Consider the following 20,354-nt stretch of genomic DNA (forward strand, 5'->3'; position numbering starts at 1 on the left):
CAATGAGATTCGTTGCTTGTTGAAATACAAGCCGAATGACAAGTCATTCACAACTTGTCCCGTTCGTCTAGAGGCCTAGGACACCGCCCTTTCACGGCGGTAACAGGGGTTCGACTCCCCTACGGGACGCCAATTCTAAAAGCTCGTTTAGCCCAGGCTAATCGGGCTTTTTTTCTTTTTGAAGCATCATCCTATGACAGCAGGTGCATTTCTTGCTTGGTTCGTCATAAACATTTCAAACCCATCACGAAAACTTGGTTAAACTATATTATTCAAGTTGCTTTCGCTTACATTTTTTGGAGATGCTATGAATCAAGCAGATATCGGTGTTATTGGTCTTGCCGTTATGGGGCAAAATTTAGTTTTAAATATGGCAGATCATGGATTTCAAGTCTGTGTCTACAATCGTTCTTATGACAAAACCGAAGCCTTTATTAACACCCGAGTTGAAGATCGCCCGATAACCGGAGCCGACACACTTCAAACGTTTGTCAGCAGTCTGCAACAACCCCGAAAAGTCATGTTAATGGTCAAGGCTGGGGAAGTGGTTGATTACTTTATAGACCAACTGGTTCCTCTGTTATCTAACGGCGATATGATTATTGATGGCGGAAACTCTTTATACACTGACTCTATTCGACGGACACAAGCACTGAAAGAAAAGGGCATTTTATTTATTGGCACCGGCGTTTCAGGTGGTGAAGAAGGCGCAAGAACTGGGCCGTCGATTATGCCAGGTGGAAACCCAGATGCTTGGCCCGCCATTCGCCCCATTTTCCAAGCAATTGCTGCGCAAGCAGATGGCATGCCGTGCTGTGATTGGGTGGGCCAAGATGGTGCGGGTCACTATGTCAAGATGGTGCATAATGGCATTGAATATGGCGATATGCAACTCATTTCAGAAGCGTATCAATTAATGCGATTTGGATTAGGCTTGAGTGCAGACGCCTGCCATGAAGTCTTTAAAAAATGGAATCAAGGCGTACTCGATTCTTACTTAATTGAAATTACCGCCGAGATCCTTCGGTTCAAGGACAAAGATGGTCTGCCGCTCGTTGATAAGGTTTTAGATGCGGCAGGGCAAAAGGGCACGGGTAAATGGACGGGAATCAGTTCGTTAGAACTGGGAACACCGTTAACGTTAATTTCTGAATCGGTCTACGCCCGGTGTTTGTCCTCGTTAAAACAGCAAAGAGTTGCTGCCGCCGATCGCTATCCAAAATCCTCTCAAATAGCACTATCGGATAGTGACATTCAATCAATGTTATCAGCGATCCATGATGCGCTTTATGCTTCTAAAATCATTTCCTATACGCAGGGCTATATGTTGATGTCTGAGGCAGCAAAAACCTATGAGTGGGATTTGAACTATGGCGGCATTGCCTTGATGTGGCGTGGTGGCTGTATTATCCGTAGTACTTTCTTGAGTGAAATCAAACAAGCCTATGATCAAGACCCTCAACTGAACAATCTACTCAACGCTCCCTTTTTTGAAAAAGCGATTAAAGGTGCAGAATCGAACTGGCGAAAAGCGGTTATATTTGCGATTCAATCGCAAATTGCAACGCCCGCATTAAATTCTGCACTGGCGTTTTTTGATGGCTATCGTACAGCATCTTCTCCGGCAAATTTATTGCAAGCACAACGAGATTATTTTGGTGCCCACACGTATGAAAGAGTAGATGCGCCCAGAGGAGAGTTTTTCCACACTGATTGGATCGCTTCTGGCGGCCATATTAGCTCTAGCACTTACGAGGTTTAATCATGTCATTGGCTTGTACTTATGTTGTTTTTGGTGCCACTGGTAATTTGTCGCTTACCAAGCTGATGCCCAGTTTTTATCATCTGGAAGAAATTAACCGCCTAGATGACAAACTTCGTATCTTAGCCATTGGGCGTCGTCCTTGGGATCGCCAACAATGGTTAGAAACCGTTAGAAATGCCGTCTCGCCCATTGCGCGGGGTGGATTAAATGAGGTGGTCTTCGAACGCTTCTGTGATCGATTAGACTATTGTGAAATGGATGTAGAAGATCCCGCTGCGTACAGCCATTTACAACAAAAAATTCAAGATTCAGACTGGCCGAATAACATTGCTTATTACTTATCGTTAAGCCCCAATAGTTATGGCAAGGCCATCCGAAATTTGGGTGAAGCGGGCATGCTTAAGGAAAATAATGGTTGGAAGCGCGTGGTTCTGGAGAAACCTTTTGGCTACGATACGGAAAGTGCTAAACACCTACAGATTTCACTCAACAAATACCTTGAAGAAGAACAAATTTACCGTATTGATCATTACCTTGGTAAAGGAATGGTCCAAAATATTATGGTGTTCCGATTTGCAAATTTATTGATGGAGCCTTTATGGAACCGTAATTTTATTGACCATATTCAGATTACTCATGCGGAAGACCGACCAATTGGCACGCGTGCAGGCTATTATGATACCAGTGGCGCCATGAGAGACATGATTCAAAGTCATTTGTTGCAATTACTGGCCTTAGTCGCAATGGAACCTCCGGCATCAATGGATGCCGAAGACTTGCGAGATGAAAAGGTTAAGCTGCTGAAGTCCATTCGGCCAATCTCAAAGAAGAATGCTAAGGCTCAATCTTATAGAGCACAGTATACTGCTGGAGAACTCAATGGACAGCCTGTTCCGGGATACCTTGATGAACCTGGAGTTGCACCGGACAGTGTCACCGAAACCTATGCGGCACTAAAACTGTATATTGAGAACTGGCGATGGGCAGGGGTACCTTTTTACATACAAACCGGTAAAAACATGCCCAAAACCAAAACCATGGTTTCCATTTGTTTTAAACATGCCCCTAAGCAGTTTTTTCGCGATTCTCAGGTTGAGAAGATGCAACCTAACTGGATTGTATTTGGTATTCAGCCTGATGAGACCATTAAGGTTGAAATGTTGGCAAAACAACCAGGCCTGGAAATGAATACCCAACAGATTCGTTTAGACGCAGCGCTTAAACCGGATGATATGGACTCAAATGATGCCTACGAAGAGTTGTTGCTTGATGTGGTGAAAGGGGATCGATCATTATTTTTACGCTATGATGAAGTGAAAGCGGCTTGGAAGGTCGTTGATCCGATTATTGATGTATGGAGTACGGAAACCACTTATATTGATACCTATCCTTCTGGCACCTGGGGGCCAAAAGGCGCCAGTAAATTATTTGATTCTTCCGAGCAGGATTGGCGCTACTATATTCACCCAGAGAGAAAATAATGGTTGAAATTAATAGCTTGCCCAAAAATTGGCTGGTGTTTGACTCAGCAGAAGACGTGACTGAAGCTCTGGTTAACAAGCTTTTGAGCTTGGCACAACAAGCCATTGATGAAAAGGGGATTTTCACATTGGTCACCGCCGGGGGCACAACGCCCCAGAAGTGTTATGAGCGACTGTCACAACAGGATGCTGACTGGTCAAAATGGCATATTTATATAGGTGATGAACGCTGTTTACCAACCGATGATAAAGACCGCAATAGTGTTGCTTTAACCCAGGCCTGGTTATATTTTGGCAAAATTCCTGCCGAGAATATTCATCTTATTCCCGCCGAACTGGGGGGAACTTTGGCCGCACATTCTTATCAGCAACTCGTTGATAGTATCGCGTTATTTGATGTGGTGTTATTGGGTATGGGCGAAGATGGTCATACAGCTAGTTTATTTCCAGGACACCATTATCCATCAAACCAATCGGTGGTCACTGAAACACGATCCCCGAAACCGCCGTCACACCGAGTTAGCTTATCTTATGAACGATTGGGCAAAGCCAAAACCGTTTTTAAAATCATTACTGGTCAAAATAAAAGGGAGGCGGTCAAAGCTTGGCTAAATCAGTCAGCAGACATGCCAATACAACACGTTGAAGGTCAGCAGACTTGGGTATATATCGACTCAAACGCGCTTTAAATTTTTTTTAAACGGCAGATGGCTTCTGATTCAAATTGATCGACGTTGAAACAATATTTTTCACCTGCTCTAATTGATCCAAAAAAGCACCAATATTACTATGGGCATCTAACTCAATATCCATCGTCATCGAGACAGTCCCATCCGTTTTATCCGTATGGGTGTCTGAATGAATTAAGTTAATATCCCAATCGGTCAGAACCATCATAACGTCTCTTAATAATCCCTTACGATCAAAGGCCAGTAAGTTCAACGAGGCATCAATGGTATCGGCTTCTGATTTTCCTTCAGCATCATTGAATTCGCCTGTCCATGCCACCTCGATTAGACGTCTTTGCTCCTCATCGGTTAAATTCAAAATATTGGCACAATCTTGTCGATGAATCGTCACACCACGACCACGCGTCACATAGCCAACAATGTCGTCTTGGGAAACAGGGTTACAACAAGGAGCCAATTGGGTCTTTAATTGCGGCGAACCGATAACGAAAGGCGAACTTTCTGTACGGCGAGAGGCTTCACCCGTTATGGATACTGACGGTTTTATGCTGCGCGACGATTTTAAGCTGGGGTTAATCCATTTTTGGATGGCATCGGCTAGTTGACGTTCATTAATTTTGCCTTTTCCAAGTGCTTCATAAAAGGCTTCTTCAGAGTCCATTTTAAAGCGTTCAATCATTAAAGCGATAGGGAGTTCTTTTGCATGCAATCGTTTCGCTTCTTTAATGAAAAGCGCCTCTCCCGCTTCAATATTGGACTCTCTATTTTGCTGATTAAACCAGTGCCTAACTTTCGCTCTGGAGCGGCTGTTACCCAAATATTTTAAATTTGGATTAAGCCAATTTCGATTGGGACTCCCAGTCTTAAGGGCTAAGATTTCCACTCGGTCGCCGGTCTTCAGTCGAGTCGTTAACGGCATGATTTTACCGTTAATTTTGGCCCCACGACAACGGTGACCCAGCTCAGTATGAATCTGATAAGCAAAGTCTAAAGGCGTAGCATCTTGGCTCAGGGTGACAATATCATCTTCTGGTGTAATGACATAAATATGCTCACTTAACAATTCGGTGCTAATCTCATTTAACAAATCCGGATTGTCATTATATTCAAGCATTTGTCTAACTAAGTTGATGCTATTCTCTAAGCTTGGATCGAGCTTCTTACCACCTTCTTTATAACGCCAATGGGCGGCAACACCAAATTCGGCATGATGATGCATTTCATAAGTCCGAATTTGCACTTCAACCGGTTTATCTTCAGCACCCACAATAACGGTATGAATGGATTGATAGCCATTTTCTTTTGGGCTAGCAATATAGTCATCAAATTCTTCACGAATATAAGACCACCGACTGTGAATCAGGCCTAATACTTCATAACATTGTTGCACCGTATCAACATAAATCCGAACGGCTCTTAAGTCATAGAGTTCATCAATCGGCACTTTTTTACGGTACATTTTTTTCCAGATACTATAAATATGCTTAGGACGGCCTGAAATATGAAAATCTATGCCGCTCTGTTGCATCATCTCTTTTAAGGTATGAATAACCTTTTCAATATAAGCTTCACGGCCTTTACGGTTGGCATCCAGTTGACGGGCGACTTCTTGATAGGTATCGGGTTGTAGGAAACGAAATGATAAGTCTTCCAACTCCCATTTGAGTTGCGCAATACCCAAACGGTTTGCAAGCGGCGCAAAAATTAACTGCGTTTCGTAGGCAATTTGTTGACGAACAGTTTCGGGTTCATGTTTAAGCAAACGTAACCGAGCCACCCGATATGCCAGCTTGACAATCATAATGCGAATATCTGAAACCATTGCCAGGAGCATTTGTCGCATGCGCTCGGTCTGTTCTTCATTGGAAATACGATTTGATCGGAAGTCTTTAAAATGATTGAGTCGACGAATGCCTTCAACCAGTTCAGCGATATTCTTTCCAAATGCCGCTTTGATTTGTTCAAATCCATAGTCAACTTCTAAAGCCATATCACTGAGCAAAGTGGCAATGAGTGTGTCCCTGTCTAACTTCAAATCCGCTAGAATAACCGCTACATCAATACTTTTTACGAAGCGCTCATGAGGCTCATGGCTCACTTCAACCGCAATTTCACAGGCTTTCAAGGCCAAAGCATCTTGCGGGTGCGTAGAAAATATTTTTGAGTAAACGGATTGAACAGCGTTCATTTAACAGCCTTATAAATCTAAAATACGATAAAAAACTATTTTAAGCGAAATGAATTTTTGTTTGCAGTTGTTTTAAGATGAGCCGTAAAACGATTCAAATAGGTTTATTTAGGTTTATTCAAGATTTTTGTCAAACCCAAGAAACTCAATATTTGTCGAAATTCCGATTGCTGCGACGAGCTTGTCTAATCATTAGAGAGAAAACAAAACTGACCTGTTTGACTCAAATGGGATTAGGAAGCGTGTAAAATAGCCTTTAATCCAATGTCTCATTTATTTATCCAGTTTCAGTACCACCAAAATGCCAAAAAAAACAAACATTTATTCAAACTCAGCTACAACCACTCCCAAAATATCCTTCAATAGTGCGTCAGGATTCTCCGTTGCGCCGATGTTGGAATGGACCGATCGTCATTGTCGTGTTTTCCATCGTTACTTAACACAACATGCTTGGCTGTATTCAGAAATGGTTACCACAGGCGCTATACTGTATGGCAATGATTTAGAACGATTTTTAGGGCACTCAGAATTGGACTCGCCTGTGGTCTTACAATTGGGCGGCTCTGATCCAGAAGCCTTAGCGCAATGTGCGAAACTCGGTGAGGCGTGGGGCTACAATGAAATTAACTTAAATGTCGGTTGTCCATCTGATCGTGTTCAAAACAATATGATCGGTGCCTGTTTAATGGCACACCCAAAAATGGTTGCCGATGCGGTTAGAGCCATGAAAGCGGCGGTAAAAAATATTCCGGTGACCGTTAAAACGCGAATTGGTATTGATGATCAGGAAGATTTTGAAACACTGGCAGCTTTTATTTCAGCGATCGACGAAGCAGGAGTGGATGGCGTCATTATCCATGCTCGTAAGGCCTGGCTTCAAGGATTGTCCCCAAAGCAAAATCGAGACATTCCGCCGTTGAATTACGACTGGGTTCGGCAAATAAAAATGCGATTTCCACACCTCACAATTGCCGTTAATGGCGGCATCCTTTCACCGCAACTGGGGTTAGAATTTTTAAATTCAAGTCAAAACCAACAGGGTGAAAGCTTGGAAGCTGTGGATGGCGTTATGCTGGGTAGGGCGATCTATGAAAACCCATATTTATTGACGCAGGTCGATCCACTTTATTATGATGAACCGTCACCTATCGACAGTCGTGAAGCGGTATTGGAAAAAATGTATCCTTATATTGAAAACCACTTATCAAAAGGCGGCAAGCTCAATCATATCAGCCGGCATCTGTTAGGTCTCTTTTCTGGGCAACCAGGCGGGCGAAAATGGCGACGTCATATTTCAGAAAATGCGTTTAAACCCGGTGCAGGAATAGCCGTTATACAACAAGCTTACCAGCTTGTTTCAACTGAAATTCAACGCATGGAAGACCGAGTTCAATGATACTTTTAGAGGTGCCTTTTGCTGAAAAAGAAGCGGCTAAATCCGTTGGCGCACGCTGGAATCCGCTTGAAAAAAAATGGTATGTACCGGATGAACTGGAAGCTGATTTGGCTCCATTTTCAAAGTGGCTTCCGCTATCAACCATTACTGAATCGACCTTGTCGTCTAATGCGATTCCGGCTAATGACCAGCAAAAAGGAGTGTCCCTTTCCCAATTAATGACACAAGTTCAGGGTGCCTTACGACAAGCTTTTCCGGGCGGGGTTTGGGTTAAAGCCGAAGTGGCTAACTTAAACGAACGACGAGGACATTTCTATCTTGAGTTATCCGAAACAGCAGAATCAGGGCAGCCTATCGCCACCTGCCGCGCCATGATTTGGCAAAGCCAAGCCAAACGCTTATTGGAGCGCTTTGCCTTGGAAACCGGTTCAGAATTACAAGTAGGGCAGAAGGTTCTGTTATTAGCCGAGGTCAGTTTTCACGAAAAATTTGGCTTTTCTCTGGTTGTTCAAGATTTAGATCCGAGTTTTACGCTGGGTGAAATTGAAGCCAATCTCAATAAAATTCGTCAACAACTAATCACAGAAAAGCTTTACGACTTAAATAAAGCACGCTCCTTACCTGAGGACTTTTTTCGCATTGCAGTTATTGCTCCGCCTAATGCAGCAGGCTTGGGTGATTTTCGTGCGGATGCCGACTTGCTACAAGCAAGTCAGTTGTGTGACTTTAAATATTTCTACAGTGCCTTCCAAGGTGATAAAGTTGAAACCGAAATGGTGGCCGCATTTGATGCCTTTAACGGACTCCATCAAATCGAACCGTTTGATGCTTTAATTATTATCCGAGGCGGTGGTGCAAAACTCGATTTAAACCCGTTAAACCTTTATAGTCTGGCCAAACACATTGCACAAGCCCCCGTTCCAGTCTTAACAGGCATTGGACATGAACGCGATTCAACCCTATTGGATGAAGTCGCTTGCCAGCGTTTCGATACGCCCAGTAAAGTGATTGCCGGCATTCGTCATACCATTTTTAATCAAGCGCAAAAGGCTCAACAGCACTGGACGCTGATTGAAAGTGCCAGTCGGCTCTACATTGAACAGCAAAAGCAATCCTTACACAACTTTGAAAGAACCGTGCAAAATCAAAGTTTAGCGATCACTGAGGCATTGAAGCAGCACTTAAGTCCTGTCAACTTTCAGATACAGCGTCAAAGCTTTGCTTTGTTAGAAAAGCAAAAACATCAACTGTCTCAACTTAATCAAAATATTCACTATCAAGTTCATGGCACCTTGAATTTACAAAAACAGCAATTAATACACTTTGAACAAACACTTAAACAAACACCATTTAACTTGGTTGCGCAAGCCAAGCAAAAGAACAAACAGTGGATACAATTCATTTTAAGTTCAGGCCCGAAAACACAATTAAACCGTGGATTTGCCATTGTTAAAGACAAGCAGGGCATTCCAATCAAATCGGCGCAAAAAGCTCAGCAACAGGCTCAAATTGAAATAACCTTTAGTGATGGCACCCTGAAAGCCATCCCCATTGATAATCATTAAATAAATAGGACAACCTTTATGGCAACCACTAAAAACAGCAATGAAAGTTATCAAAAAAATTACGCAAAACTTCAAGAGATCGCTCAAAAACTCTCGCATTCAGAAGAGATTGATATTGATGAACTGGTGCCAATGGTAGATGAAGCGACCCGAGCCTATCAACTTTGCCAATCCAGAATTGAGGCTGTTGAAGCAGCATTGAATAAGCGATTGGACCCAGAAAAAGAAACCAATGAACCTTCATCAAGTAATGAAGAGACAACCGATAGGCTGTTTTAAAGGGAATTAATTTTATGACACAAGCCACTATATATCACAATCCTCGCTGCTCTAAAAGCCGAAAAACCTTACAAATCCTGCAAGACCAAGGCATTTCAATACATGAAATACGTTATTTAGAAACGCCGCCAACGCGAGATGAATTAGGCGCCTTGTGCCAAGCGATGGCAATTGAGCCTCAGCAGTTGATTCGAACAGGAGAAAGTTTGTTTAAAGAACTCGGCTTATCAATAACCGATCCTAAGTCGAGAATAGAATGGCTTTCAATCTTGGTGGATAACCCTAAGTTAATTGAAAGACCCATCGTTAGAGTTTGTGAGCAAGTCGTGATCGGTCGACCACCAGAAAAAGTGTTATCCATTCTATAACTTTCAACTAAACCAATCCTTTGTCATTCAAAAATGACCAGGCCTGGTCATTTTTTATTAAACGTTAGAAGAAAAATTATCAACTTAGGCAGAGGCGTGCGCCTCTGTCATTTTGCCTTTTTGAGGTTTATATTGAATTTAACATAATATACATTATGCGAAGTTCATCTTTGTGTTTTTGTTTGGGAATTTTAGCCGCGGCAATCGTTTTGCTTTTTAGTTGATTCCGTAATTTTGCGGATTAACTAAGGAGCGTTTTAAATGTTAAATCACAAATTTCGCAACGAATGGCTAGACAAATTAAAGCTTGACCCTTATCACGTTTATTTAAAATCGTTACGGCTTGAAATGGGTTTAAATCGTGCTGAATTGTCGGCTCAAATCGGTTTAAGCCCTCACACTATACGCAAATACGAATCCGCTTGGCCTGGTAAATCAAAGCCGCCCGCATGGTATGAAATTTTATTACGTTTGTTATGTGCTGATCTGTCAATTTTTGGCCAGGCCTGGTCGGATTCCCGCATTTTTCGCCACGATCAAAAGCTTTCAAGCCCTTATTTTAAGCATACAAGAATGAGTCCGTTAGATATGAATAGTCAATACAGCCTTGTACATAGACAACTAGAACAACAAATACGCGCCCTTTCTGCTGAATTGTCGGCCATAACCACCAAATACAATACCCTTAGCGCAGAACACCAAATACTTGTTACCCGCTTTACAGAATTAAATGAGATTAAATCACGAATGAAAGCCCATGAAACTGGTTTGAAAACTGGAAAAGTGTTAAATTTGTTCAAGTCAAACTAGCTATTTGACTTATTTTTTATTGCAATAAAAGGATTTCACTACATGAAAAAACTATTTTTAATCGCTCTTTTATCGTCCGGCCTTGTTGCTTGCGGCGGCGGTTCTGATTCAAATACTGGCGAAACCGAATCCCAACTTAAGGAAGTTGTTGTTTCAAGCACTGGATCTACACAAACAATCAGCGAATCATCACAATTTGATTTAACTCTCAGCGGCACTTCTAACACTGTCACGATCAAATCTACTAATAGCATTGATAGTTTTGAAATAAGCGGCGTTAGTAATGTGATTTATATCGAGAAAGGAACCGTCATCAATTCTATTGAGTCTTCCGGCGTTAGTAACACTATTTACATGGATAAAGATGCCAGTTATTCATTACAAGAAACTGGAACCGGTAATACCGTTATTAAACAATAATCAGCGTTTAATATAGGCTTCTATCTCGGTTTCTAGCTTAATAATCTTCTCACGCATTTCCTGCATGATTGTCGATTGTCGATAAACGAGATATATTAGGCCAACTGTGGCGGCATCGCCGCCCGTTGATAGATACTCAATAAGGTTTAATTCTGTCATTAGCTTAGTCGTCTAGCGTTGTGCTTTCTTGAACCGCAATAGCGACCGAATCCGCCACGGGCGATAAAATAGCGGGGTTCACCCCTAAATAAGTACCGCCGCCCATAATTGCCAAGGCCACTACCCAACCTAACCACGTTTTTTTATTTTTCATATCAACTCCCTAATAATTTTATAAAATCGCCAACTGGACAGGAAAAACTAGCCGCCCATGTATCGCCATTTTCTTTGTCGATTTGGCATTGTGTTTTATCAGGGTTTTGAAGCCCCACAAAGTCACTAGCGCCATAAACTGCGCCCTCTGCCACACCTGCAACCGCATCAACCGCCGCTCGGCTTGCTCCCCTTGCAATGCCACGGACACCAATTAAATAAACCACCGCGACACCTGCAACGGCGGCGGCAATCATCATTTGGTTTTTAGTCATTACCAACCCAACCCGTTACGATTATCTGCCACTGGCGGCGGCGTTGGCATTCGCATCCGTTGCAAAATAATTGCAGTTATCACACCAGCCGCGACCATCATGCAGACCTGTTTAAGCGTAGCTTGCATTATGCAATCCCTCGATATTCCATAGCCGATTGAATCCCGCGCATCAAATCATAATCTGCAATCTCTCTGCCGTTTTCATGCAGAATCATTGCCGCGATCATGTCATTTAAATATGGCTTTAAATCTGTTAAAAATTCATCTGGATTTACCCCCATTTTTGATGAAACATGATTAACATACGCTTCCACATTATTTTCATGACCAGGCGCATATTCCGTTATCAAACCTCTAACCGTTCGGTTTCCGTCTTTATAGAAGTCTCCCGTAATATCAAGCGTCATAGCCCGAACGCCATTTTCCATTTTATCGAAAATAACAAAACGCCCATCGTCGCCAATTTTTCCACGCCAATTAATATTGTTCGCTTCAAGATTACCAGGATTGTTGTTTCGAATCCCTTTCGGTAAATTCATTCTATACCCCCAATAAGCTGCTATTAAAATCGCGCCGCCGATTAGATAATTTTTCATTACAAAGTTGCTAATTCAGCCCGAAGCGTTTCCGCTTCATTATTTAGGGCTGCCAGCTTATTATTATCAAAAGCTGTCGCTGTTTGATTTGCCACTGCCCGAAGTGGGCGCAATGATTCCAAATCTATGGCTTTAAGACGCTCATTAATTTGAGTTTTACGACTTTGAGCGATATATGCTGGCGTTGGTGCCAAAAGAATATCCAATGAATCTATTGCAATCTCAACCAAATTACCCGCAACTAAACCCGCTGCAACTTGTTGATCGTCGAATCCAAAAATATCATTATTTTCATCTTTAAAATATTTCATTTTTTAAGCCCTTGTTTCAATCCACTTTTGAACGCTTGCAATCCCTGCATCTACTGAAACGCTATACGTATCGCCGTTTTTAACAATAAAACTACACTCCCGCCAAGTGCCTTGCGTTAAAGTCGTGTAACTTGCAATCCCGCCGTTTGAAACATGAAGATTCCCGCTCGTATCTGTTGTAACAATTACTTTAACGACAATCGATTTTCCTGTTGAATTCGTGTAACTCACACCTAGCGAACGCGAAACGGTTACATCTTGAACCGTCTGACCTTCCCCAATCGCTTTAAGTGATGAAACCTCTCCCGCGTTTACCCGTCTTGACCCATCAGGCGTAATCAGGATTAATTCATCCGTTTCCACCAAAGCCAACTCTTCTGTTAATTGTGAACCTTTAGGCATTTTCTTTTCTCCTACCTACTCGATTAATAAATATTCACCGCTTTCCGTGTATAAAGGCGCTCCGTTTTCTGCTAGTAATGCACCATCAGGAATAGAAACCCCATCGAACTGATCATATTCTTCAATCATGCTCAATTCAGAATTTGCATTAGGCGCTAAACCGTAAAGCTCCGCACCGCTCGCATGATTAATTTCCAAAATTTCACCAACTGATAAAAGCCATCCATTAGTGGAAACATCAATACCGCCGACTAATACAGAATCGACTCCTGTATTTTTTATTTTTATTGAATAGCGCCCTGCATTTGCCACACAAATAACCGTTTCAACTCCTGAAACCATCGTGATTTTTTTGGTTTCAACTCCTAGTTGATTAGCTTTGTTTGTTTGGATAACACCACTTAAACGATTATCATCAACCTTCCCGAATGTTACTGATATTTCTATTTTCTGATTTTCAGATGAATTTAATCTGACTTCATTAAATTGTTTATCCAACGTATAAGCCATGCCACGTTGTAAACTCACCTTTTCGGCGAATCCGTCACCATAGAACTCACACATAACAGGTATAGACGATTCTATAACTCTGAATGCGTTACCCGTTACATAAAGCGTTTGCGTTTCATTCTCGATTAGTTGAATTTCCATTACTTAAACACCATCGCAACTACCATTACACCCACCGCCAACATCGCATATTTAGAAACATTGTCTTGAAGCATTGCCGAATCGGATCGAGTTGAATTACTCGCAAAATCAAGCGCGGTACTCGTTGCCTTTTCCATTGCTGTTAAACTTTTATTATTCATTTCTTTGTATATGCTTAACGCTTCAACACTGGCATTAATTGCCTTATCGGTTGCATCCGCTGAAAAATCAAAGGCGGCGTTAGCCGTATCACCTGAAAAATTAAAGGCGTCATAAATTACACCGCCGTCCAAAGTTTGCGAATTATCTATCTGATAATCGTTATTTGTAGTATTGGTGGTGTTGTTACTGTCTTTTACAGAACTTGAAGCATCTGAATAGCTGTTATCCGTTTTAATGTCATTGCTTACACTGGCATCATAATTTAGGTTTGTCGTTTTTCTTGTTGCGGAATCAAAAAAGCCCATGTTAAACCTACTTTTTAATAACTAGATAAGCAACGGCGGCAAAGCCACCGATTAGCAACAACGTATTAACATTTAATCCATTCCCGCCCTGCATTTTTAACCAAGGGTTTCCAGTTGCGCCGATATTAATCGACCCAAAACCTGCCCCCGTTTGAGCGCCTAACGTATCGCCGCCCATGCTTGCAGATGATGAACCCTCAAAGGAAGACCCCTCCCCCATACTTAAACCAGGAACCATAATTTTAACCCCTTACAGCTAAAGCAATCACGGCAACAAGCGCCAAAGCACCTACACCCGCATAGACTGGATTAATTTGAAATCCTGTTTGCTGTGGCGGTTGAACGTTAGCGTTCGGTGTCCATGTTTGCGCGTTTGGTTGCGATACTTGCTCGACCTGCCCCAAAACGTGCGCCTGAGAAGCTGGCGCATTTTCCATTTTGCCCTGCGCCTTTTGAGCTGAAACGTCCTTAACCGCTTTTTCAAGCTGTCCGAACCAATCAAAACCCGAATCTAAAAGGCTCATATTAACCCCCTTAAATTCCCGCTAGACCGTCAAAATATTCAACAATCACATCTACCGCACCCGCTGTATCATGCGTTAACTTCAAGCGAAAATCTTGAAGCCCTTTTGTTGTAAGCGCCTGCGCTAAATCACCCTCAAGCGTAAAATCAATATGGCTTGCGCTTGCTGTTTGTGGCACTCGCTTATAATCCTTTTGGATTTGCTCGGCGATTTCTTTTGTCGCTTCAAAAGCTTTCAATGAATTAACGTCCACCTGAATTTCAGATGTATCCGCCTTGATAACGTGCATCGCCGCAATCCGCGCCCCAGAGGTTGGAATGTTGTCGATTTCTTGCAATCCTGCAACCGCCACCGAAGACGGGAAATTTTTGATTTTTGTGCAAGCACCGAAAACCGTTTGATCTGATTGAATCGCCCAAGATTTCACAACTGGATTCGCCGCCGCCGCATCAATATCAAAACGAAGCGTCAAAGATTGAATATCAGCCGTACCCAAAGCCGTCATACGCTTATCGGCTAGAGTATCCATTTCAGGGCGCACAAACCAAAGCGTTAGAACCCCGTTAACGTCCGCAGAACGACCGTAATAATCGTTTAAAAATTTAACAGTCGCTCCGTCTTTAAAACGCTGAAAAACTTTACCATTGGCAAGCAATTCAATGTTTTTTAACTGCGCCAATGTAACGCCTGTATATTTAAGCTTTAATTGGTCATACGTTAAACCAAGCGGCATATTCAATGTTGCTGTTGAACCTGCTGAAACATTTGAAAACGAAGGCATGATTGTCGTTTTACGCATAATTAAACCCCTTACCCGTTAACAAGTTTTTTTAACTGTGGTACACGATTTGAGATACCAACCGCAATCAAGGCGACAATCCCAACTAACGCATATTTTTTCATAGCTGTTTTATTCATTTTTTCCTAACCCTCTAAAAATATTATTTGATGGATTTTTGTGAATCCGTGAATCCTATTTAATAGACTTTTCAAAGGGTTATCAATGGCTTTTCGTTAACGTTAACATTGACAATTTAGGCCGATTTTTTGCGCCCAAATCTCACAATTCCCGCTGTCTTTGTTCCATCGTCATATTTTTCTATAAACTCCAACGGCTTTAAATTAGCAATATCCGAAACTGGTATGTCCATTTCCTTAGCCATATAAACGCGGTCTTGCTGTCTATTCATGCGGCCTGCATGAAAAGTTGAAGCGTTACCCATTATGGTTTTATCGCTTTCGCTTGGCCTCTGTGTGATTGCATAAATGGTTATGCCACGTTTACGCCCACGGCTGACAAGCGTATGCCAGTTTTTAGGGGCTTTTGCAGGCGTTGTTACGCCTGCCAATTCCTCAATAACACAAGTACACACCCCCCACGCGAAAACGATTTTGCAAAATAGGTCAAAATCTCCGAACTCACCAACCAACCGAAATTTACCTACTTTTGAACGGCGCAAAGCACCCGCCAACTCATTGACGTTATAAAAGGTTTTAATTCCCCTTATGTCGCCGTATTCGTCATCAACATCCCAAACAGCTAAACGAGTTGCCTTTGTGATCTGCTGTTTAACCCAAGCACTTTTTCCGCTTCCTGATGACCCCGTAACAATCGTTATTTTTGCTTTTAAGCTTGTATCTACCTTTAACGACATCACGCCACCTTTTCACCGTTAACGGTTTGTTCTGTCTCTAACATTGCCAACTCATCGGGTAATTTTCTGCCTGTTGTTTTTGGCTTATTTTCGTTAACGGTTTCATTTTCGTTAACGGCTTTTTCATCGTTTGCCGCTTCCACAAATCTTGGCTTGCCAAGTCTCGGCGTTAACACTGCCGCCGTTATTAACAAGGCGTTCAATTCAACCCCAAAATTTCCCATTGCATTAGGAAAATATTTATCTAATAAACTGGAATAGGCATCCGCAAGCATCTCATTTTCTTCCGCTTGAATTTCCCAGTTTGGAGCCATAACCGCCGTTGCAAAATTAACTATTGGTTGGATTAATTCCTTTGTTGGAATTTCAGGTTCTAAACATTCACTTTTATCACCTTCACCCTGACCAGCATCATTAAAGCCGCTGGCATCGCTTTCGATTTCGCTTAGTGTTTGTTCGTCTATTGCTGTTTCATTTACAACGGCATCCATGAATCACCCCCCTCACTTTCTTGAGGTACTCTTTGACCGTATGACGTATCAGAATCATTAAATGATTCCATTTCGTCCTTATTAAAAAATTGACCATGATCTAAAAGATATTCCTGACCATCCGTTTTGTTAGGCGTTATCATTCCTGCCTTGCCTAGATAATAAAGCTTGCCTTTTTTGTTGCGCCGTAACTCGGCCATATCGCCCAAAATCGGGCACTTGATACGCCCGATTGTTTTATTGATTTCATCCGTTTTCATTGTCATGATTTACCCTCCATTTGCTCAACAATTCCACGCACCAAAGCCACCGTTTTAAATACGATTTTTTCCGCTCTATTTGCTTTTACAAGAGGGTTTTTAATCGCCGCCACTTCATCTATTTTTTGCTCGATTTCTTTAAGCATTTCCGTTAACGGTTTTGATTCCGTTAACGGTTTTTGCTCGGCTTCAAAAGCCGCATCCATTCCGTAATAATCGCTCATTTCACCACCTCATCATTAATAAAATAAATCCCGAACCTGTCATAAAAATATTCACTCAAAAACTCATCAAATCGGTTCTTTCTGTATTCGTCCATGAGTTCGATTGATTGCCCCGTGTCTTCCAGTTCATCCGCAAGTGTTTCAAAGTCATAAACCGATTCAAACCGCACTTTTAACTGATCAATAACGCTTTTATCTATGTGCCAATCCTCACCAATGCGGCTCGCCACCTCGGTTTTTATGTATTTCCCCATTTCTGACCGCTCGGCCACGCTTTCAGAAACTCCAGCATTCTTCATTAAGGCTTCAACACATGGATAATGGATTGTTAAATAGTCATTTTTGAACTGCTGGCGTAATTCTTCTAAAAGGCTTCCCGTACAGTTATTGACACGAGTCCAAGGCTCCGCGCTGACGCGCTCCGCTTCACGACCTGAAACGCCTATATCCCACTGAAAAGGACGCGTTACAACACCAACACCACCCGCTTCAACCCCGTAAATGCTCATAGTCTTTAACTCTCCATATTGGTTTTTCTCGCCGTCTTGGTCTTTTTTCATCAATTGGATTTCTTTATTCCAATTCAATTGACAATAACCCGCCCAATCTCCCGCATCAGCACAAGCCCGCGCCCGCTCTAGTAATTCACTGCCGTTTATTTCTTCATCACGTAGGCGGCGCAATTCACGCCAAACCGTTACCGAAGCCCCGCCGATCTGCTGAAATTGTCGAATACTCCAAGTAGAAGCCCATGCCTCAATTCTTGCGCTGGCCGCTTGCGCATCATTGCCGAACAAATCAACGTCCACGCCGTATCCATCAATGGCTTTAGAAATGTATTTAGCGATATAACCAGCGGCTGAATATTCCCGCCCTGTCTTTGGGTTGGTTCCCGTCAAAATGCGCTCTGCTTTAAATCTGTACTTTTCCGCGCCCGCTTCTTTGCCGTCCACCTCTAATGCGTAGTCTTTAATTACAGAACGCACAAAAGCGGTTTTAGTGGCATCCATAAACAACAAAAGATGCCAATGAGGGCATCCGTCATGGTGCGGTTCTACAACCCGAAAACCGTATATTTCAATATTGTTACGATCTAACTTTGATCTGATTTTTTCCCATTGCTTTGTTAAATGCTCTTGTGCTTGCTTTGGGGTGGTGCCGTCATATTTACGGCTTGAAGGGTGCATTTTGGAAGGACACGTTATCGTGTAAAATTCGGCTACATCGCTCCAGTTTTTCGCGTACTGTTCAAAGCCTTTAATGCGCGTCATTAATTCAGCGCGTTTAATTGTTGGATTAGATACTGACAATTGCGCCAAATCGTAAAGGGTGTATTCTTGGCCAATATCATTAATGGCCGTTATGTTTTCTAGGACCCTGTCATTTTGGCCGCGTTGGGCTTTTCGTCTCATTACCGTTTCATTTGATGCGTAACATTCACGGTTTTTATTAACGACTTTTTTAGCAATGGCCTTACATTCTGCCGCCCTTGCTTGCTTAACCCTTAACCGCCGCCGCCACCATTTAGGGCAAATCATTCGCATGATTTTTCCGTTAACGGTTTCTGCGTCGGGTTCATCAATTCCCAATATATTTAAATGAACTTCCAGTTCAACATAGGCCGCCATTTCATCGCCGCCCGTTTTCGTCAATTCTTCTTTGTATATCCGCTTACATTTACGCGCTTCACCTCGCGCAATCCATTTCAATTGGGTTAAACCTGCATCCGCCAAACGGTGCATTACTTGCCCCTCTTGCGCCTGCCATTGATTCCCGCTTAGATTAAGTATGGATTTTGATTGTGTTTGCGCTTCACGGCGAACCGTTAAAAGATGGGATTCAGAATAGGCGACGTTCATTTTCTAACCAAACCTGCTAAGATAAATACCAAACCAAAAACCTGAAATAATCCCAGCCACAACTTTTGCATAAAGGCCAACATCATGAACGAAGAACAAGCCCAAAAAAGCCACGAAACCGAACAACCAAATGAGAACAAATGGCTTTCCGATAACGCCCAAACGCTTATCAAACTGGCTTAAAAATACGTTAATACGGTCAAAGACTCCGAAGAAAAACGAGCTAACCGTCTTTTTTGGTACTCGGTTTATATCACTACTATTATTTTTGGTATCAGTGCTGGCCTTATCTTCTGCACTGACAGAGTTGATACAGGAATTGCAATCTTGACCCACGTTGTAGCCTTGCTTGCAGGTGCTATTGGTGTCGGCGCTTTTATCAAGCGAATTGACTAAACGACTAAAATCATTTTTATTCAGCGTTGCGGCCGCATAAGTGACTAAAGCAAGCTTTACTATTAACAATTCTCGACTTGTCATCAAATACCCCTTTTGAAATGACTTATAACCCCGTTAAAAGATGGGGCAACCGTCGCCGCCCCTAGGGGATAATTCTCGATATACCGAGAACTGTCAAAATAATAACTCGATATACCGAGAATAGTCAATATTTAATTTCTCGACATACCTAGATATTGTTTTATTTATTTAAAGCAGGATAATGATAGTCATGCCCGTTAACGTTAACGGTTTTTTTATCTCGAGGGGAGGGAATAAAAATGGCAACTATCACACAATTTTACCTAGAGAAGTGCAGAACAAAATTAAGCGCTACAATCAGCAAAGAAGCTTCCGACTATCAACTTTCAAAACTGCTTGACGTTGCATCTAGCACAATGACGCGTTACACAAAACACGACGGTGAAGCCGATGACGAAGTTGCATTCAGAATGGCAAATTATTTAAAAATTCCACCAATGGAAATCATCGGTGCGATCAATGCCGAAAAGGCAAAAAGTGACGAAGTGCGGGATTTTTGGAAAAAGGCAAAAAATGCTACCGTTGCAGGGGTTGCGACCGTGTCGCTTTGTGCTGGACTGGTTCAAAGCCCTACCGTCCAGGCTTCTGATAAGAGTTTTTCAATGTACGAACAATCTATACATTATGCGAAGTTTATATTTTTTATTCGGTAATTACAAGCACGGCCTCTACCTTACTTTTTCTGTTAAAACGTACTTTTAACGGATTTATAAAACCAATAGGAAAATCTATGCTAAATTATAAATTCAGACACGGTTTGACTTTTTTTACTAAGAAAACCCGTTGTGCATTTATTAAGAAAGGAATAAATCAAGCGTGAAAATACCATTATTCTTAACCTTATTTGTTTCACTCGGCCTTGTTGCTTGCGGTGGCTCTTCTAG

Annotated in this window: 29 protein-coding genes and 1 tRNA gene; 11 read left to right on the plus strand and 19 right to left on the minus strand. The window is 42.2% G+C overall.

What is annotated here, in order from left to right; all coding sequences use genetic code 11:
• The first annotated feature begins 56 nt into the window (after positions 1 to 56).
• From CYQ88_RS10750 to pgl, 4 genes are all read left to right on the plus strand, one after another.
• Positions 57 to 132, plus strand: a tRNA-Glu gene (locus tag CYQ88_RS10750).
• A gap of 175 nt (positions 133 to 307) precedes the next feature.
• Positions 308 to 1,762: a decarboxylating NADP(+)-dependent phosphogluconate dehydrogenase gene (gnd, locus tag CYQ88_RS10755; RefSeq protein WP_101841346.1), complete on the plus strand. Its 1,455-nt coding sequence runs from the start codon at positions 308 to 310 to the stop codon at positions 1,760 to 1,762.
• Between the two features lie 2 nt (positions 1,763 to 1,764).
• Positions 1,765 to 3,246 (plus strand): glucose-6-phosphate dehydrogenase, encoded by a 1,482-nt coding sequence (zwf, locus tag CYQ88_RS10760; protein ID WP_101841347.1) that lies wholly within the window; start codon positions 1,765 to 1,767, stop codon positions 3,244 to 3,246.
• A complete protein-coding gene (pgl, locus tag CYQ88_RS10765; RefSeq protein ID WP_233188878.1) occupies positions 3,246 to 3,935 on the plus strand; it encodes a 6-phosphogluconolactonase in 690 nt (229 codons plus the stop codon). Before zwf ends, pgl begins: the two co-directional genes overlap by 1 nt.
• A 7-nt stretch (positions 3,936 to 3,942) precedes the next feature.
• Here the strand turns inward: pgl and CYQ88_RS10770 are convergent, their stop codons facing one another.
• A complete protein-coding gene (locus CYQ88_RS10770; protein ID WP_101841348.1) occupies positions 3,943 to 6,123 on the minus strand; it encodes a bifunctional (p)ppGpp synthetase/guanosine-3',5'-bis(diphosphate) 3'-pyrophosphohydrolase in 2,181 nt (726 codons plus the stop codon).
• A gap of 301 nt (positions 6,124 to 6,424) precedes the next feature.
• Between CYQ88_RS10770 and dusA the strand changes: the two genes are divergently transcribed.
• The 6 genes from dusA (at position 6,425) to CYQ88_RS10800 (ending at position 10,961) form a co-directional block, all read left to right on the plus strand.
• The gene (gene dusA / locus CYQ88_RS10775; RefSeq protein WP_101841349.1) at positions 6,425 to 7,519 is read left to right on the plus strand and encodes a tRNA dihydrouridine(20/20a) synthase DusA; all 1,095 of its coding nucleotides are present in this window, start codon (positions 6,425 to 6,427) and stop codon (positions 7,517 to 7,519) included.
• Entirely contained in the window at positions 7,516 to 9,084 is a 1,569-nt protein-coding gene (xseA, locus tag CYQ88_RS10780) for an exodeoxyribonuclease VII large subunit (RefSeq protein WP_101841350.1), read from the plus strand. The genes dusA and xseA overlap by 4 nt, the downstream gene beginning before the upstream one ends.
• An 18-nt stretch (positions 9,085 to 9,102) precedes the next feature.
• Positions 9,103 to 9,363 (plus strand): exodeoxyribonuclease VII small subunit, encoded by a 261-nt coding sequence (gene xseB / locus CYQ88_RS10785; protein ID WP_101841351.1) that lies wholly within the window; start codon positions 9,103 to 9,105, stop codon positions 9,361 to 9,363.
• A 14-nt stretch (positions 9,364 to 9,377) separates the two neighbouring features.
• Entirely contained in the window at positions 9,378 to 9,731 is a 354-nt protein-coding gene (gene arsC, locus CYQ88_RS10790) for an arsenate reductase (glutaredoxin) (RefSeq protein ID WP_101841352.1), read from the plus strand.
• Between the two features lie 261 nt (positions 9,732 to 9,992).
• On the plus strand, positions 9,993 to 10,541 hold the full coding sequence (locus CYQ88_RS10795) for a DNA-binding transcriptional regulator (RefSeq protein WP_101841353.1): 549 nt from the start codon (positions 9,993 to 9,995) through the stop codon (positions 10,539 to 10,541).
• A 42-nt stretch (positions 10,542 to 10,583) separates the two neighbouring features.
• The gene (locus CYQ88_RS10800; RefSeq protein ID WP_101841354.1) at positions 10,584 to 10,961 is read left to right on the plus strand and encodes a hypothetical protein; all 378 of its coding nucleotides are present in this window, start codon (positions 10,584 to 10,586) and stop codon (positions 10,959 to 10,961) included.
• Here CYQ88_RS10800 and CYQ88_RS11545 read toward each other — a convergent pair whose 3' ends face one another.
• The 18 genes from CYQ88_RS11545 to CYQ88_RS10875 all read right to left on the minus strand — a co-directional run bounded on the left by CYQ88_RS11545 (position 10,962) and on the right by CYQ88_RS10875 (position 19,470).
• On the minus strand, positions 10,962 to 11,120 hold the full coding sequence (locus tag CYQ88_RS11545; protein ID WP_158236044.1) for a hypothetical protein: 159 nt from the start codon (positions 11,118 to 11,120) through the stop codon (positions 10,962 to 10,964).
• A 4-nt stretch (positions 11,121 to 11,124) separates the two neighbouring features.
• Positions 11,125 to 11,274 carry a hypothetical protein gene (locus tag CYQ88_RS11550; RefSeq protein ID WP_158236045.1) on the minus strand — a complete coding sequence of 50 codons (150 nt, stop codon included), beginning with the start codon at positions 11,272 to 11,274 and terminating at the stop codon, positions 11,125 to 11,127.
• A 1-nt stretch (position 11,275) separates the two neighbouring features.
• Positions 11,276 to 11,548, minus strand: a complete 273-nt coding sequence (locus CYQ88_RS10805) for a hypothetical protein (protein WP_101841355.1) — start codon at positions 11,546 to 11,548, stop codon at positions 11,276 to 11,278.
• Positions 11,548 to 11,676: a hypothetical protein gene (locus tag CYQ88_RS11685; protein ID WP_255408788.1), complete on the minus strand. Its 129-nt coding sequence runs from the start codon at positions 11,674 to 11,676 to the stop codon at positions 11,548 to 11,550. Before CYQ88_RS11685 ends, CYQ88_RS10805 begins: the two co-directional genes overlap by 1 nt.
• Positions 11,676 to 12,146, minus strand: coding sequence for a structural protein (locus CYQ88_RS10810; RefSeq protein WP_101841356.1), 471 nt, complete (start codon positions 12,144 to 12,146; stop codon positions 11,676 to 11,678). Before CYQ88_RS10810 ends, CYQ88_RS11685 begins: the two co-directional genes overlap by 1 nt.
• Positions 12,146 to 12,457, minus strand: a complete 312-nt coding sequence (locus CYQ88_RS10815; RefSeq protein ID WP_101841357.1) for a hypothetical protein — start codon at positions 12,455 to 12,457, stop codon at positions 12,146 to 12,148. Before CYQ88_RS10815 ends, CYQ88_RS10810 begins: the two co-directional genes overlap by 1 nt.
• 3 nt (positions 12,458 to 12,460) lie before the next feature.
• A complete protein-coding gene (locus CYQ88_RS10820) occupies positions 12,461 to 12,859 on the minus strand; it encodes a hypothetical protein (protein WP_101841358.1) in 399 nt (132 codons plus the stop codon).
• Between the two features lie 15 nt (positions 12,860 to 12,874).
• Positions 12,875 to 13,510: a hypothetical protein gene (locus CYQ88_RS10825; RefSeq protein WP_101841359.1), complete on the minus strand. Its 636-nt coding sequence runs from the start codon at positions 13,508 to 13,510 to the stop codon at positions 12,875 to 12,877.
• On the minus strand, positions 13,510 to 13,977 hold the full coding sequence (locus CYQ88_RS10830; protein ID WP_101841360.1) for a hypothetical protein: 468 nt from the start codon (positions 13,975 to 13,977) through the stop codon (positions 13,510 to 13,512). The genes CYQ88_RS10825 and CYQ88_RS10830 overlap by 1 nt, the downstream gene beginning before the upstream one ends.
• Positions 13,978 to 13,984: 7 nt before the next feature.
• Entirely contained in the window at positions 13,985 to 14,215 is a 231-nt protein-coding gene (locus CYQ88_RS10835) for a hypothetical protein (protein ID WP_101841361.1), read from the minus strand.
• 4 nt (positions 14,216 to 14,219) lie between these two features.
• Positions 14,220 to 14,501, minus strand: a complete 282-nt coding sequence (locus tag CYQ88_RS10840; RefSeq protein ID WP_101841362.1) for a hypothetical protein — start codon at positions 14,499 to 14,501, stop codon at positions 14,220 to 14,222.
• Between the two features lie 10 nt (positions 14,502 to 14,511).
• On the minus strand, positions 14,512 to 15,300 hold the full coding sequence (locus CYQ88_RS10845) for a major capsid protein P2 (protein ID WP_101841363.1): 789 nt from the start codon (positions 15,298 to 15,300) through the stop codon (positions 14,512 to 14,514).
• 235 nt (positions 15,301 to 15,535) lie between these two features.
• The gene (locus CYQ88_RS10850) at positions 15,536 to 16,156 is read right to left on the minus strand and encodes an ATP-binding protein (protein ID WP_101841364.1); all 621 of its coding nucleotides are present in this window, start codon (positions 16,154 to 16,156) and stop codon (positions 15,536 to 15,538) included.
• Complete coding sequence (locus CYQ88_RS10855) at positions 16,156 to 16,647, minus strand: hypothetical protein (protein WP_101841365.1); 492 nt, start codon at positions 16,645 to 16,647, stop codon at positions 16,156 to 16,158. The genes CYQ88_RS10850 and CYQ88_RS10855 overlap by 1 nt, the downstream gene beginning before the upstream one ends.
• Entirely contained in the window at positions 16,632 to 16,913 is a 282-nt protein-coding gene (locus CYQ88_RS10860; RefSeq protein WP_101841366.1) for a hypothetical protein, read from the minus strand. The genes CYQ88_RS10855 and CYQ88_RS10860 overlap by 16 nt, the downstream gene beginning before the upstream one ends.
• On the minus strand, positions 16,910 to 17,131 hold the full coding sequence (locus CYQ88_RS10865; protein ID WP_101841367.1) for a hypothetical protein: 222 nt from the start codon (positions 17,129 to 17,131) through the stop codon (positions 16,910 to 16,912). The genes CYQ88_RS10860 and CYQ88_RS10865 overlap by 4 nt, the downstream gene beginning before the upstream one ends.
• On the minus strand, positions 17,128 to 18,990 hold the full coding sequence (locus tag CYQ88_RS10870) for a replication endonuclease (RefSeq protein ID WP_101841368.1): 1,863 nt from the start codon (positions 18,988 to 18,990) through the stop codon (positions 17,128 to 17,130). Before CYQ88_RS10870 ends, CYQ88_RS10865 begins: the two co-directional genes overlap by 4 nt.
• 3 nt (positions 18,991 to 18,993) lie before the next feature.
• On the minus strand, positions 18,994 to 19,470 hold the full coding sequence (locus tag CYQ88_RS10875; RefSeq protein WP_101841369.1) for a hypothetical protein: 477 nt from the start codon (positions 19,468 to 19,470) through the stop codon (positions 18,994 to 18,996).
• 239 nt (positions 19,471 to 19,709) lie between these two features.
• Between CYQ88_RS10875 and CYQ88_RS10880 the strand changes: the two genes are divergently transcribed.
• A complete protein-coding gene (locus CYQ88_RS10880) occupies positions 19,710 to 20,123 on the plus strand; it encodes a hypothetical protein (protein ID WP_101841370.1) in 414 nt (137 codons plus the stop codon).
• Positions 20,124 to 20,354 lie beyond the last annotated feature (231 nt).

Source organism: Hydrogenovibrio sp. SC-1 (assembly GCF_002848135.1).
In the GTDB taxonomy this organism is placed as follows: Bacteria; Pseudomonadota; Gammaproteobacteria; order Thiomicrospirales; family Thiomicrospiraceae; genus Hydrogenovibrio.